The sequence below is a fragment of the Rhabdonatronobacter sediminivivens genome (assembly GCF_013415485.1).
GTDB classification, from domain to species: Bacteria; Pseudomonadota; Alphaproteobacteria; order Rhodobacterales; family Rhodobacteraceae; genus Rhabdonatronobacter; species Rhabdonatronobacter sediminivivens.
On record NZ_JACBXS010000030.1, the window covers coordinates 29225 to 46309 of the forward strand.

Consider the following 17085-nt stretch of genomic DNA (forward strand, 5'->3'; position numbering starts at 1 on the left):
GCGCCCATGGCCGAGAAGTCGCAATTCAGCCCGTCCTGGTATCGTGTCGCCGATCTGACGCCCCGGCTGCGCGCGCATGTGGAGATCCACCGCCGCCAGTTCCGGGGTGACATCTGGTATGTGCTGGAGGATGCGGCCTCGAACCGGTTCCACCGCTTCTCGCCTGCGGCCTATACCGTGATCGCCCAGATGGACGGCAAGCGCCCCATGCGCGAGATATGGAAGGCCGCCGCGCGCAAGCTGGGGCACGACCTGCCCACCCAGGACGAGGTCATCCAGCTTCTGTCGCAGCTGCATCAGGCGGATGCGCTGGACAGCGGCGCCCCGCCCGATATCACCGAACTGGCCGAGCGCGCCCGCAGCCAGCGTCGGCGTGAGCTGATGCAGCGGGTGCAGAACCCCATGGCCATACGCATCCCGCTGCTGGACCCTGACCGCTTTCTGGACGCGACCTTTCCGCTGGTCCGCCCGCTCATCTCGTGGCTGGGGCTGGTGCTGTGGCTGGGGCTGGTCGGCTGGGCGCTGGTGGCCACTGCGCAGCACTGGCCGCTGCTGACCGAAAACCTGACCGACCGGGTGCTGAGCGCGCAGAATATCGCGCTGATCCTGCTCAGCTATCCCGTCATCAAGGGCATCCACGAGCTTGGCCATGGCTACGCCGTCAAACGCTGGGGCGGTGAGGTGCATGAAATGGGGATCATGTTCCTGGTCTTCATGCCGGTTCCTTACGTCGAGGCCTCGGCCGCCGCCGCCTTCCGCTCCAAGTGGCAGCGCGCCTTTGTCGCCGGCGCCGGGATCATGGTCGAGGTCACGCTGGCTGCCATTGCACTTGCGGTCTGGCTGAATGTCGAACCGGGGCTGGTGCGCACCATCGCCTTCAACACCATGCTGATCGCCGGGGTTTCGACGGTGCTGTTCAACGGCAACCCGCTTCTGCGCTTCGATGGCTACTATGTGCTGGCCGATCTGCTGGAGGTGCCCAATCTGGGCAACCGCTCGAACAAGCATCTGCTGCATCTGATCCAGCGCTACGGCTTCGGGCTGCGCGCCTCCCGCTCGCCCGCCACGGCGCGGGGGGAACGCTTCTGGTTCGTGCTCTACGGGCTGGCGGCGCTGGCCTATCGGCTGTTCATCATGACGGTGATCGTGGTTTTCGTGGCGACGCATTTCTTCGTTGTCGGGGTGTTGCTGGCGATCTGGTCGGCCACGCTGATGCTGGTCTGGCCGGTGCTGAAAGGGGCGTGGTTCGTGCTGACCAGCCCGCGCCTGGACCGGGTGCGCGGGCGCGCCATGGGCGTGACGCTGGGCGCTCTGGGCGCGATTGGCGCCGCCTTGGCGCTGATCCCGCTGCCGCATGCCACACTGGCCCAGGGGGTGCTGTGGATCCCGGATCATGCGGTGGTCCATGCGCAGGGAACCGGCACGGTGGTCGAGATCATTGCACCGCCGAACAGCCAGGTCGCGCCCGGCGATCCGCTGTTGCGGCTGGAGGATCCCTTGATCCGGGCCGAGATCGGCGTGGTCGATGCCCGCATCGCCGAGCTGCGCCTGACCCTTGCCGCGGTCGAGATCGCGGACCGGGTCGAGGCCGCCCGCATGCGCGAACGCCTGGGTCAGGCGGAGCGCGGACGCGCGCGTCTGGCCGAGCGACAGGAGGGCCTGGCGCTGCGCAGCACGGCGCAGGGCGTGTTCGTCTTGCCCGATGCCGACGACCTGCCGGGCCGGTTCATCCGCCAGGGCCAGCCCCTGGGCTATGTGGTCGAGGGGGGAACGCCGGTGATCCGCACACTGGTCTCCGACCGCGATATCGATCTGGTCCGCCACCGCACGCGCGATGTGCAAGTGCGCTTTGCTGACCGGCTGGATGACATCCTGCCCGCCCAGTTGCGCGCCCAGACCCCGGCGGCGACACGGCATCTGGTCTCGCCGGTGCTCAGCGATCAGGGGGGCGGCCCGTTTGCGCTGGACCCTGCGGGCGAGTCGCCCCTGCAGGCGTTGCAGACGGTATTCCAGATCGATGTCGCGCTGGACCAGCCGCTGGATCGCACGCTGATCGGGGGGCGGGCGCATGTGCGCTTCGATCTGGGGGCCGAACCGCTGGGGTATCGTCTCTGGCGGTCAACCCGGCAGATTTTCCTGCGGACCTTCCGTGTCTGAGGGGGTGCGTCCCCTGCCACTGGGACTGACCGCCCGGTGCCTGCTGTCGGAACGCGCGGTCACAGTGCCGCACTGGACCGAAAAGCTGGTGGACGCCTGTGTCGCCCCTGTCATCGCCCGGACCGAAGGGCTGCGCGCGCGGCGGATGCGCCGGATCATCCCGGCGGTAGAGGAATTCGCAGGCTACTACGCCGCCGCGACCCCCGAGGAGATGCGCGAGGCCACGGCAGCCCTGCGCTGGGCCTTGCGCAAGCCCGGCGGGCTGGAGGACGTGGGCGCCGTCGGCAGCGCCTTTGCGCTGGTGCGCGAGGCCTCGGCCCGCGTCACCGGCATGCGCCATTTCCCGGTGCAGCTGATGGGCGGCTACGCCCTGCTGACCGGCCATGTTGCCGAAATGGCCACCGGTGAGGGCAAGACCCTGACCGCCACGCTGGCCGCGGCCACCGCGGCCCTGGCCGGGCTGCCGGTGCATGTGGTCACGGTCAACGACTATCTGGCCGCCCGCGATGCCGAAGCCATGGGGCCGATCTTCGAGGCGATGGGCCTGACCGTGGGGCTGGTCCAGCACGGCCAGAGCCCCGAGGAACGGCGCGCCGCCTATCGCGCCGATGTCACCTATGCCACCAACAAGGAACTGGCCTTCGACTATCTGCGTGACCGCATCGCGCTGGGCAAACGCTATGGCGAGCTGCGGTTGCGCGCCCGGCGCCTGTCGCGCGATCAGGGGCCCGCGGGGCAGTTGCTGCTGCGCGGGCTGCATTTCGCCATCGTGGACGAGGCCGACAGCATCTTCATCGATGAGGCCCGCACGCCGCTGATCATCTCGGGCGAGGCGGCGGCGGATGAGCGGCTGGAAATGGCGCCTCGGGCGCTGGAGATCGCGCGCACCCTGCGCGTGGGCGCGGATTTCACCCTGCAGCGCAATCGCCGCCGCGCCGACCTGACGCCTGCGGGCACCGCGCAGCTGGAGCGCGTGGTAGCGGGCGAGGGCTGGCGCTGGCAGAACCCTGTGCTGCGTGAGGAAATGGTCACCCTGGCCCTGGCCGCGCTGCATCTGTTCCATGACGGCGAGGCCTATGTCGTCCAGCAGGGCAAGGTGGCGATCGTGGATGAATTCACCGGCCGGATCATGCCGGACCGTAACTGGGGCGAAGGGCTGCACCAGTTGATCGAACTGAAGGAAGGGGTGGAGATGACGCGGCCGCGCGTGCCGCAGGCGCGCATCACCTATCAGCGCCTGTTCCGGCGGTATCGGCGGCTTTCCGGCATGACCGGCACCGCGCGCGAGGTCGGGCGCGAGTTGTGGTCCGTGTTCCGCCTGCCGGTGGTGCCGATCCCGACCGCCCGTCCTGATCAGCGCCGCATCCTTCCCGCGCAGATCCTGCCGGATGCCGATGCGAAATGGCGCGTCATCACGCGGCGCTGCCTGGAATTGCAGGCACGGGGTCAGCCGGTGCTGCTGGGCACGCGTTCGGTCCTGGCTTCGAAACTGGCGTCCGAGTATCTGACCCGCGCCGGGCTGGCGCATCAGGTGCTCAATGCCGTCCAGAACCGGGACGAGGCCGCGATCATCGCCCGGGCCGGGGCCGCTGGGAGCATCACCGTGGCCACCAACATGGCCGGGCGCGGCACCGACATCCTGATCCCGACCGCGGTTGCCGCCCTGGGCGGGCTGCATGTGATCATGTCCGAACGGCACGAGGCCGCCCGCATCGACCGCCAGCTTGCCGGGCGCACGGCCCGCCAGGGCGCGCCCGGCAGTTTCGAGGTCATCCTGTCGCTGGACGATGCGCTGCTGCAGCATTCGCCCTTTGCCGCGCTGGCAGGCCGCATCCCCGGCACGCGCGGCAAGTTGCTGGCCTCGCGGCTGGCGCAACGCTGGGCTGAGGGTATCCACCGCAAGATGCGCCACCGCCTGTTGCAACATGACGAGCAGTCGACAAAGCTGATGTCTTTCTCCGGCCGCGCCGAGTGACGGGGCGTCGGGCGGCGGCACTGTCGCACTGCCTGCCCACCCGCCAGCCGTGCCGTTTGAAGCAGGTCATAGTTGCAGGCACGTCAGAACAGGCTCGGGCCGACAGGTGTCGCGCCTCTCAGCTTCCACTCTGTCCCGGCGGCCAGATGCGCGCCCGTCTTGCGCGCCTTGTGCGGGATGCGGATGAACAGGTGCCTGATGACTGCGCCGGCCTTGCCTGCTGCATCCCATATCTGGCGCGCATCCGCAGTTCCGGGCAGCTTGATCGACGCGCTCTCAAGCTTCTCGCGGCGGCACGCGTGATGGCGCTGCAAGGCGCCGACCATGCGGGGGTCGCAGGGTTCCGGAAAGCTGCGCGAAGGGCGAGACCTGCTCCTGGTCTGCAAGGGAGCCGCTGCCGTGCCGGTCCTTGAAGCGACCGCGGACGGCACCGCGCGACGCAAACCGGCGCGGTGGCCGCGCGCGCTGGAAGGCCGCTGCCTATGCGCCCTGCTCTCCGCGTGCCGTGCGTTCCGCCAGCGCGCGGTCGAGCGCGGCGTTGAGGTAGTCATGCTTGTTCAGCGTCCCGGCGTTGCCGCTGGCCGCGGTTGCCCCGGCGGGGGCGGCCTTGGCGCGTGCCTCGCGTCCCTGCCGGTCGGCAATGTCCCGGGCGCGGTTGCGGCGCGTGCGCAGGCGGCTCACAAGGTCCGAAAGCGCGCGGTCGGAAAGCTGGCCCAGAGCGGGGTGTCGGGCCATATCGGCGAGTTGCAGTTCCTCGGCATCGAGCGCGCGACGTTCCTCGGCGCTGGCGGGGGCGTCCTTTGCTGTGTTTGCCATTGTTGCGCTCCTTTCGTTAATTCAGGTCATCACATGATGTGCACTTGGTCAACGCCGGGGAACGGGGTCCGGTTGCAGACGGCCCGTCCGTCAGGAAGGGGGTGTTTCATGGTCGACCCGGTTCCGCCAGGATTGTCGCCGACACCAATGCCCGAGATGCCGGTGGCCGGGTTGGCCATTGCCGGATTCGCTTCGGTGTTCGAACGGGGGGGCGAAAACCGATCTTGATCTGGCCTTTCCGGTCGCTGCCGGTTTGCCCGAGGTCCGCGATCATCGCCCCTGGCGCGCCTTTCCTGCGCTCCGTTACCGGCGCCACATGCTCGCCAGCCAAAGCCCGGCCAGCGCGAAGGAGGCGACCGCGTTCCAGCTGGCCATGGACAGGCCCAGCATCTCCCACGGAATTTCGTCACAGCGGACCACCGGGGCGGCCAGGATCGCGTCCAGCAGTTCCTCGGCCGTCAGCCCGGAGAGATCCTGCCCCGCGGCGCAGGCGCTGGGGCCGCTCCACCAGCCCTGTTCGACCCCGCTGTGATAGACCGCGATGCCGCCCGAGGTTCCAGCACCCAACGCCCCCAGCAGCGGCCAGATCGCCCCCGGCAGCATCAGCCCGGCAAGCCCCGCCAGTGCCACCAGATGCGGCCAGCGCTGCCAGATGCACAGCGGGCAGGGCGCCAGCCCGCCCAGATGCTCGAACGCCAGCGCGCCCAGCAGCAACCCCGCGGACCCCAGTCCGGCCAGCAGCATCAGGTTTCGGCGTGTCAGCAGTCCCGTCATTCGGCTGTTCCGCATCTTTCCGGTGGCGCGCTTGTCACAGATACCGGACCAGCGCAAAGCCTCCGATCAGGAGCACGACAAACACCGTGAAGACAAGCCCCAGACGGTGTTCGACGAAATCACGTATCGGTGCGCCGAACTTCCACAGCAGTGCCGCCACGATGAAGAACCGCAGCGCCCGCGCAATGATCGAGGCCAGGATGAACACCGGCAATGACAGCGCTGTCGCGCCTGAAAGGATGGTGATGACCTTGTAGGGAAAGGGCGTTACCCCTGCCATCAGCACCGCCCAGGCGCCCCAGTCGTTGTAGCGCTCGGCGAATTCGGCGAAATAGGCCTCCTTGCCGTAGAACTCCAGCACCGGGCGGCCCACGGTTTCAAAAGCGCCATAGCCGATCCAGTAGCCCGCCAGCCCCCCCGCGACCGAGGCCACCGTGGCCACCGAGGCGATCACGAAAGCCCGCGACGGGGCGGCGATGATCATTGCAACCATCAGCACATCGGGCGGGATGGGAAAGACCGAGCTTTCGACAAAGGCCACCACCGCCAGCGCCCAGAGCGCATGGCGTGAGCGTGACAGCGACAGGGTCCAGTCATAGAGCGCGCGCAGCATCGCCGTCACCTGCGCCGCGCGCCGGGCGGGGCGCTTGTCACAGCCATGCGTCGCGCCCGGTGCCCACGGCGTCGGCCACAGTGGCAAAGCCGTCGCGGGCCAGCAGCGCATCCAGGCCGCGGTTGATTCTGGCGACCAGGCCCAGCCCCTGATAGCTCAGCGCGGTGTAGAGCTGCACCGCCGTGGCGCCGGCGTGGATCTTGGCATAGGCGGCCTCGGCGCTGTCGATCCCGCCCACACCGACCAACGGCAACGCCCCTTCCAGCAGATGCGACAGTTGCGCCAGAACGCGGGTCGAGCGGTCAAAGAGCGGCCGGCCGGACAGGCCCCCGGCTTCGGCCGCATGGGGGCCGTGCAGACCCTCGCGCGCCAGGGTGGTGTTGGTGGCGATCACCCCGTCGATCCCTGACCGCAGGGCGACCCCGGCCACGGCCTCCAGCGCGGGGGCATCCAGGTCCGGGGCGATCTTCAGGAAGATCGGGATCGGGCGGGGCAGGTCGGCGCGGGCGGCGATCACGCCCTCCAGCAGCGCGGCCAGCGCCTGCGGGCCCTGCAGGTCGCGCAGTTTCTCGGTATTGGGCGAGGAGACATTGACCGTGGCGAAATCCAGATCCGCCCCGCAGCGGCGCAGGACGGCGGCGAAATCGGCAGCACGGTCGGTGCTGTCCTTGTTCGCGCCCAGGTTCAGGCCGATCACCGCGTTGCGCGGGCGCTGGTGCAGCCGGGCGGCAATCGCCTCGGCGCCGTCATTGTTGAAGCCGAAACGGTTGATGACCGCGCCATCGCGGGGCAGGCGAAAGAGGCGCGGGCGCGGGTTGCCGGGTTGCGGGCGCGGGGTGGCGGCGCCAACCTCCAGAAAGCCGAAGCCCGCGCGGGCCAGCGGCTGCAGCGCGGTGGCGTTCTTGTCGAACCCGGCGGCCAGCCCAACGGGGTTGGCCAGCGCCAGCCCCGCCAGATCCACCTTCAGCCGGTCCGACAGGATCTGCGGCGGCATGGGGGCGAGCCCGGTCTTGAGCGCGCGCAGGGCAAGGGCATGGGCGCGCTCCGGCTCCAGCCGGTGCAGAAGGGACAGGCCCAGCGCTTCGACCCGGCTCAAATCACGCCCTCCGGGAAGATATGCCCGGCCGCGCCCAGCGGCAGGGATTTGTCCCAGACCACATCGGAGCGGTGCAGCATGCGATAGAGATGCGGAAACAGCGCCCCTCGGCGTGACGGCTCCCACCGCAGATCGGGGCCAAGCTGGTCGGCATCCACCGCCACCAGCACCAGATCGCTCTCGCCCGCGAAATGCCGGGCGGCGGTCTCCATGACCTGCTGGGCGGTGGAGAGGTGGATATACCCGTCGGCCAGATCGACGGCAGCGCCACGGGTGGACCCGTCGCGCACCAGCGCGTCCCATTCCGGGCGCCGAAAGATCTTGTAGACCAGCATGAATGCGTCATGCCCAAACCCCGCGTCCGGGTCAATGGGGCGCGGGTCCGGCGCGTGCGCCCTGTGCGCCGGTGCAACGCCGAGTCAGAGCGGGCCGAGTCAGAGCGGGCCGGGGCGGCGTTCCTCGCTCAGCAGGACATTGGCATCGACGGCGCCGACGCCGGGCAGGGTCATGATGCGTCGGCGCAGGACGCGTTCGAAATCGGGGATGTCGCGGGCGATGACGCGCAGGCGATAGTCATAGAGGCCCAGCACATGCTGGACGGTCTGGACCTCGGGGATGGCGCTGACGGCGCGTTCGAAATCGGCCAGGCTGGTGCGGCCCTTGGCGGCCAGGGTGACGCCCAGAAAGACGGTGACGCCGAACCCCAGCGCGCCCGCATCCAGCACCAGCCGCCGCCGCCGGATCGCCCCGACCTGGTGCAGGCGGCGCAGGCGGCGCCAGGTGGCGGGCTGGCTGAGCCCCACCTGCCGCCCCAGCGCCCCGGCGCCAAGGGTCGCATCCTGCGCCAAGGCGCGCAGGAGCGCGCGGTCGGTGTCATCAAGGTCGATCATGGGGCGGTGCCTGTGGAGAGGGGGTGCTCCCGCCCCCCTGCGGGCGTTGGGCCGGGCAGCGCGGGCAAGCCCGCGCTGCGGTTGGTGCCTGTTGGGGCGGTCCGTCCATGCCCACGGGGCCGGTGTTTGCCGGGGGTCATAGCGGCAGGGCCTCGCCGCTCTTGATGTCGCTGACATGCATCAGCGCCTCAAGATCGGCGATATGGGGCAGGGTGAGGATACGCTCGCGGTAGAGGCGGCGGTAATCCTCCATGTCGCGGGCGATGATGTTGAGCCGGACATCGACCCGGCCGAGGAAGGTCTGGATCTCCAGCACTTCGGGGATCTGGCGGGCGGCGGCGATGAAGCCGTCGAAGGCGCGGGGATCGGTCTTGTCCAGCGTCACACGCAGCGAGACCTCGACCGACCAACCCAGGCGGTGCCAGTCGATCACCGCCTGCTGGCCCTGCAACACGCCACGGGTGCGCAGCCGTTCCAGCCGCCGCCAGCAGGTGGCTTCGGTCACATTGGCGCGGGCGGCCAGGTCGGCGGTGGTCAGCGCCGGGTCGGCCTGAAGCTGGCGCAGCAAGCGGCGGTCGGTGTCATCAATCTGCATGGATTTTTCAATATCATGGCTATTAACAAATGAAAATTGCGAAAACTGGGCCTGGTGCGTGAAGAACGAAATGCGCAGCCGCCTCTGGCCGGATAGGGTCTGCCGCGTGATATCCAAGGAGGAAGCGAGATGCGCGTCTACTATGATCGCGATTGCGATGTGAACCTGATCAAGGACAAGAAGGTGGCGATCCTGGGCTATGGCAGCCAGGGCCATGCCCATGCCCTGAACCTGCGCGATTCGGGTGCCAAGAATGTTGTGGTGGCCCTGCGTGAGGGCTCGCCCTCGGCCAAGAAGGCAGAGGCCGAGGGGTTGCAGGTCATGGGCATCGCCGAGGCCGCCGCCTGGTGTGACCTGATCATGTTCACCATGCCCGATGAGCTGCAGGCCGAGACCTACAGGAAATACGTCCATGACAACCTGCGCGACGGCGCCGCCATCGCCTTTGCCCACGGCCTGAACGTGCATTTCGGCCTGATCGAGGCCAAGCCCGGCGTCGATGTCATCATGATGGCGCCCAAGGGCCCCGGCCATACGGTGCGCAGCGAATACACCAAGGGCGGCGGCGTGCCTTGTCTGGTGGCCGTGCATCAGGACGCCACCGGCCGCGCGATGGAGCTTGGCCTGTCCTATTGCAGCGCCATCGGTGGCGGGCGCTCCGGGATCATCGAGACCAATTTCCGCCAGGAATGCGAAACCGACCTGTTCGGCGAGCAGGCGGTGCTCTGCGGCGGTCTGGTGGAGCTGATCCGCATGGGGTTTGAGACGCTGGTCGAGGCCGGGTATGAGCCCGAGATGGCCTATTTCGAATGCCTGCACGAGGTGAAGCTGATCGTGGACCTGATCTACGAGGGCGGCATCGCCAACATGAACTATTCGATCAGCAACACCGCGGAATATGGCGAATATGTCAGCGGCCCGCGCATCCTGCCCTATGCCGAGACCAAGGCACGGATGAAGGAAGTGCTGCACGACATCCAGACCGGCAAGTTCGTGCGTGACTTCATGCAGGAAAACGCCGTGGGCCAGCCCATGTTCAAGGCCACCCGCCGGATCAATGACGAACACCAGATCGAACAGGTGGGCGAGAAGCTGCGCGGCATGATGCCCTGGATCGGCGCGTCCAAGATGGTGGACAAGGACCGCAACTGAGGCCGCAAGGGGCCGCAGATCAAGGGGCGGGGCGGGTGGCCCCGCCCCGTTTGCGTTGGTGGCTCAGGCCGCGCGGGATTTGTTGCGCGGCTGCGGGCGGCGGCGGCGGGCGGGTTTGGCGCCCGGTTTCGCACCGGGTTTGGCGCCGGGGCGCCCGCCCTTGCGCACCGGCTCGGCGCTTTCCCAGGGCTGGCCTGAGGCGACGGGAATCGGCCGGCCCATCACCTTGTGGATGGCGCGGAGCTCCTCCATCTCGTCGGGGGCGCAGAAGGCCACGGCGGCGCCATCGGCGCCCGCGCGGGCGGTGCGGCCGATCCGGTGAATGTAATTGTCCGGCACGTTGGGCAGGTCGAAGTTGTAGACATGCCGCACCTCGGGGATGTCCAGCCCGCGGGCGGCGACATCGGTGGCCACCAGCACGCGAACCTCCCCCGCGCGGAAGGCGCGCAGGGCGCGGTCGCGCTGGCCCTGGCTCTTGTTGCCATGGATCGAGGCGACGGCGAAGCCCGTGCGCTCCAGCGTGCGGGCCAGCTTCTCGGACCCGTGCTTGGTGCGGCCAAAGACGATGGCACGCTCGGCCCGGTGCGCGTCCAAAAGCTCGATCAACCGCGCGGGCTTGTCGCCCTTGGTGACGAAATGCACCGACTGGGTGATCTTGCTGACCGCCGTGCCGGGGGGCGAGACCTGCACCTTGACCGGGCGGGTCAGATAGGTCTGGGCCAGTTCCTCCATCTGCTTGGGCATGGTGGCGGAAAACAGCATGGTCTGACGGTCCGGCGACAGGGCCGAGGCGATCCGGCGCAGGGCGTGGATGAAGCCCAGATCCAGCATCTGGTCGCCCTCGTCCAGCACCAGAAAGCGGGTTTCGGCCAGCGACACCGCGCCGCGGTTCATCAGGTCGATGAGCCGCCCCGGCGTGGCCACCAGCAGGTCGGTCCCGCGTGCCAGCCGCTGGGCCTGCACATTGACCGAGGCCCCGCCCACCACCAGTTCGATGCGCGTGGGCGTGCCCGCGACCAGTGGGCGTAGGGTGTCGGCGATCTGGCGGACCAGTTCGCGGGTGGGGGCCAGCACCAGGGCGCGGGCGGTTTTCGGGGCAGGCTTGCCCTGCATTTCGCCCAGCACGCTCAGCAGCGGCAGGCCAAAGGCGGCGGTCTTGCCGGTGCCGGTCTGCGCCAGGCCGATCACATCGCGCCCTTCAAGCGCGGGGGGGATGGCGCGGGTCTGGATGGGGGTGGGTTCGGTGATGCCGGCCTCGGCCAGACGCGCCACCAGGCGGGCCGGAAGGCCCATATGTTCGAATTGATTCACTTCTGTCCTTTCAAGCGACCGTCTGGCCGCCGGGAATATGCGTCCGCCATATCTGCGCGAACGGGTGAGCGGGCCGTCCGCGCATGGGCCGCAGCCCCGGACAACCCCTGAACCCCTGCGTGACTGTGGGAACGGATACATGTGCAGCGCGGATTTCCTGCGCCCGACGGCGTCATGCGTCCTGGGCCGGATCCTGCTCACGCGGCAGGTCGCGCACTGTTCGGCCTGTATGTAAGTGTGTGGGCCGCCTGCGTCAATGACCTTGTCGGAGCGTCTGCGCGCAGGCGCGGGGTTCCAGACGGCGCAGCGGCGAAATCCGGGTGCATTTTCTGCCGGTCGACTTCTTGACAGTGCCTTGAAGCTTGCCTAGATCGGCGCTGTTGGCACTCGCCGGCTGTGAGTGCTAATCCTCATTCAACTGGAACCGAAGGAGCGTTCTCAGATGGCTTTCAAACCGCTGCATGACCGCGTGCTGGTGCGTCGCATCGAAAGCGATGAAAAGACCAAGGGTGGCCTGATCATCCCCGATACCGCCAAGGAAAAGCCCGCCGAGGGTGAGATCATCTCGGTCGGCGAAGGCGCCCGCAAGGATTCGGGCGAACTGATCGCCCCCTCCGTCAAGGCCGGTGACCGTGTGCTGTTCGGCAAATGGTCGGGCACCGAGGTGACCCTGGACGGCGAAGAACTGCTGATCATGAAGGAAAGCGACATCCTGGGCGTGATCGACTGATCGCACCGGACCGCTGCACCCTTCAAACGCAATCAAGACACCAAGGAGAGGCCAGATGGCAGCCAAGGAAGTCAAATTCAATACCAATGCCCGCGATCGGATGCTGCGCGGCGTGAACACCCTCGCCGATGCCGTGAAGGTCACACTGGGCCCCAAGGGCCGCAATGTGGTGATCGAAAAGAGCTTCGGCTCGCCCCGGATCACCAAGGACGGCGTGACCGTTGCCAAGGAAATCGAACTGGAAGACAAGTTCGAGAACATGGGCGCGCAGATGGTGAAGGAAGTCGCCTCGCGCACCAATGACGAGGCTGGCGACGGCACCACCACCGCGACCGTGCTGGCGCAGGCCATCGTGCGCGAAGGCATGAAGGCCGTGGCCGCGGGCATGAACCCGATGGATCTGAAGCGCGGCATCGACACCGCTGTTCTGAAGGTGGTCGAGCAGATCAAATCCGCCGCACGCCCGGTCAGCGGCAGCGATGAAGTTGCCCAGGTCGGCACCATTTCGGCCAATGGCGAAGCGTCGATCGGCCGTCAGATCGCGGACGCCATGCAGCGTGTTGGCAACGAGGGTGTGATCACCGTCGAAGAAAACAAGGGCATGGAGACCGAGGTCGAGGTCGTCGAAGGCATGCAGTTCGACCGCGGCTACCTGTCGCCCTACTTTGTCACCAACCCCGACAAGATGGTGGCCGAGCTGGAAGACTGCTTCATCCTGCTGCATGAGAAGAAGCTGAGCTCGCTGCAGCCGATGGTGCCGCTGCTGGAGCAGGTGATCCAGTCGCAGAAGCCGCTGCTGATCATCGCCGAGGATGTCGAAGGCGAAGCCCTGGCCACGCTGGTGGTCAACAAGCTGCGCGGCGGCCTGAAGATCGCTGCCGTCAAGGCGCCGGGCTTTGGTGATCGCCGCAAGGCCATGCTGCAGGACATCGCCATCCTGACCGGCGGTCAGGTAATCAGCGAAGACCTGGGCATGAAGCTTGAGAATGTCTCCATGGACATGCTGGGCACCGCCAAGAAGGTGACGATCAACAAGGACACCACCACCATCGTCGATGGTCTGGGTGAAAAGTCCGAGATCGAGGCACGCGTCGCCCAGATCCGCCAGCAGATCGAGGAAACCACCTCGGACTACGACAAGGAGAAGCTGCAGGAGCGTCTGGCCAAGCTGGCAGGCGGCGTTGCGGTCATCCGCGTCGGTGGCATGTCCGAAATCGAGGTGAAGGAGCGCAAGGACCGTGTGGACGACGCGCTGAACGCCACCCGTGCTGCAGTGCAGGAAGGCATCGTTGTCGGCGGTGGTGTGTCGCTGGTGCAGGGTGCCAAGTCGCTGGCCGATGTGACGGGCGAAAACTCGGATCAGAACGCCGGTATCGCCATTGTGCGCCGCGCGCTGGAAGCACCGCTGCGCCAGATCGCAGAAAACGCCGGTGTGGATGGCGCTGTGGTTGCTGGCAAGATCCGCGAAAGCGAAGACCTGAAATACGGGTTCAACGCGCAGACCGAAGAATATGGCGACATGTTCAAGTTCGGCGTGATCGACCCGGCCAAGGTTGTGCGCACCGCGCTGGAAGACGCAGCATCGGTTGCAGGTCTGCTGATCACCACCGAGGCAATGATCGCCGACAAGCCCGAGCCCAAGGGCCAGGGCGGTGCCGCTGGCGGTGGCATGCCCGACATGGGCGGCATGGGCGGCATGATGTAATCTGCCCGGCTGATTTCCGGCCCTTTCCAGGGCCGGACCCGCGCGCCCCGCTGCCTTGCAGCGGGGCGTTTGCGTTTATGGGTGCCGCGCGCGCCATCGGGCAATGCGGGTTATCTACAGCCAGAATCGTATGGGTCATCGAGGCTGGATCGCGGCGCAACCGGCCCGTGGCAACGCCCCCGGTGCCGTCATCGGCGCCCTGGCGCGCAGGCTCCTGTGCCGCTTGAACGCCAGCTTCCGGATCAACACAATTTCCGAGGCTCCAGCGCGATCAGGGGCCGCAGACAAAGACATTTGCCACCCGATGCGCGCGCCATGCGCGCTGGATTGTCTGCGGGAGCTTGCCGATTTCCGGCAGCTTCGGGCATAGCGTGCGAGGGTCCGCTCACATGCGGCAGGTGCCCCTCATGGTCTGACGAAGCGCGCCCCGCCGCCGCTGCTCATCTGTCGCTGACCATCACTTGGCAGGTCCTGAACGCGAACGAAGCGCTGGTCGCCTGCAGCCAGTGCAGCGCGCAGCACATCCAGGCGCGGCCCCAGCGAAACCCCCAGCGCGACCCGGCGCTGCGAGGGGTCGGTCGAGTCCGACATGGCCGAAACCACCGATACGATTCGCACCTGTCCGTGGCTGAGGGCAAAGACCGGCGCGCCAGAGGCGCCAAAATCCACGGAACAACTCATGGTCACCACGCCCATCCGGTCGCGTTGCAGCACATGGCAGCGTTCTTCAAGCGAGGGCACCTCGCTGCGGCCGCGGGCATATGAGACCACGCCGATCTCATCACCGCGGCGAGGTTCCGAATAGACCGCAAAGGGCTGGACATTGCTGAGCTGGATGGGGCGATCCAGTTCCAGCAGGGCCAGGTCATGGGCCACGCGGGTGCTGCCGATGCTTCCGACATGGCGATATTCGGGGTGTACGGCGCTGCGGCGCACGCCGCGGTCGGCTTCGGACCGGCCATTGCGCAGCCCGGCGCGAAATCGCAATTCGCTATCCGGCAGCCGTGCGCCGGTCTGGTTGTCGAACAGGCAATGCGCCGCCGTCAGCACCAGTTGCGGCGCAATCATTGCCCCCGAGCAGAAGCCGCGCCGCCCGATATCGATCCGCCCCACCGCTTCCCAGCCACGGCCCAGCGTGCCCGTGTCCAGCGCCCGCAGCGCGCCATCGTCGGCGCGAACCCCGTTGCCCGCGACTGTTGCCAAGGCGATGACCAATACCGCAATGAACCGCATTGTCCGACCCTTTGGTTGCCCCCGATGGGGAAGGCCTCGCATGTCAGTTGGGCGGGAATTGGGCGCAGTCGCGGCAGGGGCGGCGCCTCAGCGGCGGCGGGCATCGGCCTCGGCCGAGATATTGAACAGCCGCGCGCTGAGGTCCGTGCCAAAGCGCAGGTCCCCCAGGACCACTGTGGTTTGCGCGCGCGTGTCATCGGTGATGACCCATTGGCGCAATTCGGTCGGATTGGCACTGAAGACCAGCCGGATATTGCCGTATTCCGGATATTCCGGGTCCTGCGCCACCACCGAGGTGGTGCTCTCATCGGCGAAATGGTCCACCACCATGCGATCACGCGTCAGGTCCACATTCGGCGCCAGGATCAGGTTCAGCGGTGTGCGCCGCAGCGGATACTGGTTGGGCGGCTGATTCGATCGCCCGTCAAAAATCGCAACCTGCCCCCCCGAGGCCATCACGAGGCTGTCTTCGGGCGGGTCATATTCGAAGCGCACCCGCCCCGGGCGGCGGATGTATATCCGCCCCGTCGAGATGGTGTCATCGGGGTTGATCTGTGTAAAATCCCCCTGCGCGGTGGAGAAGCTGTTGAGATAGCGCGAGATCTCGGAGAGTGACAGAGGCTCCTGCGCGAAGCCTGGTCGGGCCAGGGCCAGCGCGGGAAGGGACAGCAAGAGGGACCGGCGGGTGATGCTCATGCCATCTTGATAGCGGATTTGCCGTGACGGTAAAGCCACGAACGGCTCACACAGGGGACACAAGGCAGAGAGGTGGGCGCGGTCGTCCCGGGGCGCACCATCATCCGCCGGAAGATCATGCCTATACGCCCCGTTCAGGGCTGATCTGACCCACTGGATCAAATCTTGTCGCCCTTCATCCCGGGTCGGAAGTCCCGCGGCAAGGCCGTCCACTACGCCAACCACCTCACTCCGGGCAGGCGGCCGAAACCGGGCGGTTACAGTGATTCGAGAGGCGCAACGGCACCTTGCGCAATGGACGCTGGAACCAATTGCCAAGCTGATCAGCGAAGAAGCCTCGGCCAAGCTGGGCGGCGCCGTCCAGATCGACGTGGTGCGGCCTCTGCAAGCCTATGACGCGGGCGGCAAGGCGCGGGCGTTCTCGGCCATGATCAAGGCACTGGCAGAGGCCAAGGCGGCGGGGAACGATCCGGGGCCGGTGCTGCATATGCTGGATCACGAATAAGGGCGTTGTGCCTCATGCCCTATTGTTTTTTTGCGCCGGGCACTCTCGCTGTGGCCGGGCGGGGCAAGACCGATAATGTTAAAATCCAAGAATCCGCTATCGCTTTCATAGATCGAGTGCAGCTCTGCCGCGATCTGAATATTCTCTGAGAGAAAATCACTTACCAATTCTGCCGCAAGTTCGCTTTCGAGATAACCAATGTGCCATTCCGCTACACTCTTGGAAAATAAGCCTTTCTTTTCCGAAATGCCATAAACTGCTATCGCATTGGGATCATGCGGGTTGTTTGGCTGATGCTCAAGCTGCACGCCGTATTGAAGGCCTTTCTTCTCGGCTTTGCGTGCTGCATCCGCGAAGGCTTGGGCCTCTGCCTTGCGATGCTGAACACCGACTACTTTCTGCATTGTGGTAGCCTGCACCCACTTGCTGTCGGGCCTATGTGTTCCATCCCGGATGATCACATAGACCCTCGCCGGTCTGCCCTGTTCATGGCAAGATCGATGCTGCGTGAGGTTCGGGAGGGGGCGGGAGGATGCTGATTTCTCTGCACAAGCAGGCAACGACGACGCCGAAGATCCGGGCTGCGATCCAGGCGAGCCGCGAACCGGCGCGGGTGGTGGCCGAGCGCTACGGGGTCTCCGAGCAGACGGTCTGGAAGTGGCGCAGCCGCGACGACGTCCACGACCGGAGCCACACGCCACGGGAGTGTCTGAAACTCTGTGTATCTGATCGGGCCCATGCGGTTTTCAGATACGTTCAGGCGTCGAAGCGCCCGGCGAACATTATGGCCAGCTGATTGCGGGCCGCAACCCATTCTCGGACCGCGCGGCCGCCCTT

The 17085-nt window shown here is 66.9% G+C and carries 18 protein-coding genes and 1 pseudogene; 7 read left to right on the forward strand and 12 right to left on the reverse strand.

Features of this window, described 5'->3' with window-relative positions; translation table 11 throughout:
• Positions 1-6: 6 nt before the first annotated feature.
• Both HUK65_RS13545 and HUK65_RS13550 read left to right on the forward strand, forming a co-directional pair.
• Positions 7-2157 carry a peptidase M50 gene (locus HUK65_RS13545; RefSeq protein WP_179906810.1) on the forward strand — a complete coding sequence of 717 codons (2151 nt, stop codon included), beginning with the start codon at positions 7-9 and terminating at the stop codon, positions 2155-2157.
• A complete protein-coding gene (locus tag HUK65_RS13550; protein WP_179906811.1) occupies positions 2150-4132 on the forward strand; it encodes a preprotein translocase subunit SecA in 1983 nt (660 codons plus the stop codon). Before HUK65_RS13545 ends, HUK65_RS13550 begins: the two co-directional genes overlap by 8 nt.
• Before the next feature lie 83 nt (positions 4133-4215).
• Here the strand turns inward: HUK65_RS13550 and HUK65_RS13555 are convergent, their stop codons facing one another.
• The 8 genes from HUK65_RS13555 to HUK65_RS13590 form a co-directional block, all read right to left on the reverse strand.
• On the reverse strand, positions 4216-4458 hold the full coding sequence (locus HUK65_RS13555; RefSeq protein WP_179906812.1) for a hypothetical protein: 243 nt from the start codon (positions 4456-4458) through the stop codon (positions 4216-4218).
• A 154-nt stretch (positions 4459-4612) separates the two neighbouring features.
• Entirely contained in the window at positions 4613-4948 is a 336-nt protein-coding gene (locus tag HUK65_RS13560; protein WP_179906813.1) for a hypothetical protein, read from the reverse strand.
• Between the two features lie 303 nt (positions 4949-5251).
• Complete coding sequence (locus HUK65_RS13565) at positions 5252-5722, reverse strand: disulfide bond formation protein B (protein ID WP_235442151.1); 471 nt, start codon at positions 5720-5722, stop codon at positions 5252-5254.
• 34 nt (positions 5723-5756) lie between these two features.
• Entirely contained in the window at positions 5757-6335 is a 579-nt protein-coding gene (locus HUK65_RS13570; RefSeq protein ID WP_179906814.1) for a YqaA family protein, read from the reverse strand.
• 37 nt (positions 6336-6372) lie between these two features.
• Positions 6373-7431 carry a quinone-dependent dihydroorotate dehydrogenase gene (locus HUK65_RS13575; protein ID WP_179906815.1) on the reverse strand — a complete coding sequence of 353 codons (1059 nt, stop codon included), beginning with the start codon at positions 7429-7431 and terminating at the stop codon, positions 6373-6375.
• Positions 7428-7766, reverse strand: a complete 339-nt coding sequence (locus HUK65_RS13580; protein ID WP_179906816.1) for a DUF952 domain-containing protein — start codon at positions 7764-7766, stop codon at positions 7428-7430. The genes HUK65_RS13575 and HUK65_RS13580 overlap by 4 nt, the downstream gene beginning before the upstream one ends.
• Before the next feature lie 99 nt (positions 7767-7865).
• A complete protein-coding gene (locus HUK65_RS13585) occupies positions 7866-8321 on the reverse strand; it encodes an Lrp/AsnC family transcriptional regulator (RefSeq protein WP_179906817.1) in 456 nt (151 codons plus the stop codon).
• A 136-nt stretch (positions 8322-8457) separates the two neighbouring features.
• Complete coding sequence (locus tag HUK65_RS13590) at positions 8458-8916, reverse strand: Lrp/AsnC family transcriptional regulator (protein ID WP_179906818.1); 459 nt, start codon at positions 8914-8916, stop codon at positions 8458-8460.
• Positions 8917-9045: 129 nt separating this feature from the next.
• Between HUK65_RS13590 and ilvC the strand changes: the two genes are divergently transcribed.
• On the forward strand, positions 9046-10068 hold the full coding sequence (gene ilvC / locus HUK65_RS13595) for a ketol-acid reductoisomerase (protein WP_179906819.1): 1023 nt from the start codon (positions 9046-9048) through the stop codon (positions 10066-10068).
• Between the two features lie 63 nt (positions 10069-10131).
• On the opposite strand, the gene HUK65_RS13600 is transcribed toward ilvC, so the two are convergent.
• On the reverse strand, positions 10132-11379 hold the full coding sequence (locus tag HUK65_RS13600) for a DEAD/DEAH box helicase (protein ID WP_327787128.1): 1248 nt from the start codon (positions 11377-11379) through the stop codon (positions 10132-10134).
• A 442-nt stretch (positions 11380-11821) separates the two neighbouring features.
• On the opposite strand from HUK65_RS13600, the gene HUK65_RS13605 reads away from it, so the two are divergent.
• Together HUK65_RS13605 and groL are read left to right on the forward strand one after the other, a co-directional pair.
• Positions 11822-12109: a co-chaperone GroES gene (locus tag HUK65_RS13605; protein WP_179906820.1), complete on the forward strand. Its 288-nt coding sequence runs from the start codon at positions 11822-11824 to the stop codon at positions 12107-12109.
• A gap of 55 nt (positions 12110-12164) precedes the next feature.
• The gene (groL, locus tag HUK65_RS13610; protein ID WP_179906821.1) at positions 12165-13814 is read left to right on the forward strand and encodes a chaperonin GroEL; all 1650 of its coding nucleotides are present in this window, start codon (positions 12165-12167) and stop codon (positions 13812-13814) included.
• A 405-nt stretch (positions 13815-14219) separates the two neighbouring features.
• Here groL and HUK65_RS13615 read toward each other — a convergent pair whose 3' ends face one another.
• Positions 14220-15047, reverse strand: a complete 828-nt coding sequence (locus tag HUK65_RS13615) for a trypsin-like serine peptidase (RefSeq protein ID WP_179906822.1) — start codon at positions 15045-15047, stop codon at positions 14220-14222.
• A gap of 87 nt (positions 15048-15134) precedes the next feature.
• Positions 15135-15743 carry a LolA family protein gene (locus tag HUK65_RS13620; RefSeq protein WP_179906823.1) on the reverse strand — a complete coding sequence of 203 codons (609 nt, stop codon included), beginning with the start codon at positions 15741-15743 and terminating at the stop codon, positions 15135-15137.
• A 262-nt stretch (positions 15744-16005) separates the two neighbouring features.
• On the opposite strand from HUK65_RS13620, the gene HUK65_RS13625 reads away from it, so the two are divergent.
• Positions 16006-16248: a hypothetical protein gene (locus HUK65_RS13625; RefSeq protein ID WP_179906824.1), complete on the forward strand. Its 243-nt coding sequence runs from the start codon at positions 16006-16008 to the stop codon at positions 16246-16248.
• On the opposite strand, the gene HUK65_RS13630 is transcribed toward HUK65_RS13625, so the two are convergent.
• Positions 16239-16652 (reverse strand): HIRAN domain-containing protein, encoded by a 414-nt coding sequence (locus HUK65_RS13630; RefSeq protein WP_179906825.1) that lies wholly within the window; start codon positions 16650-16652, stop codon positions 16239-16241. The genes HUK65_RS13625 and HUK65_RS13630 overlap by 10 nt on opposite strands.
• 128 nt (positions 16653-16780) lie before the next feature.
• Here HUK65_RS13630 and HUK65_RS13635 point away from each other — a divergent pair.
• Positions 16781-16948 (forward strand): annotated as a pseudogene (locus tag HUK65_RS13635) (helix-turn-helix domain-containing protein); the annotation flags it as partial.
• Positions 16949-17085 lie beyond the last annotated feature (137 nt).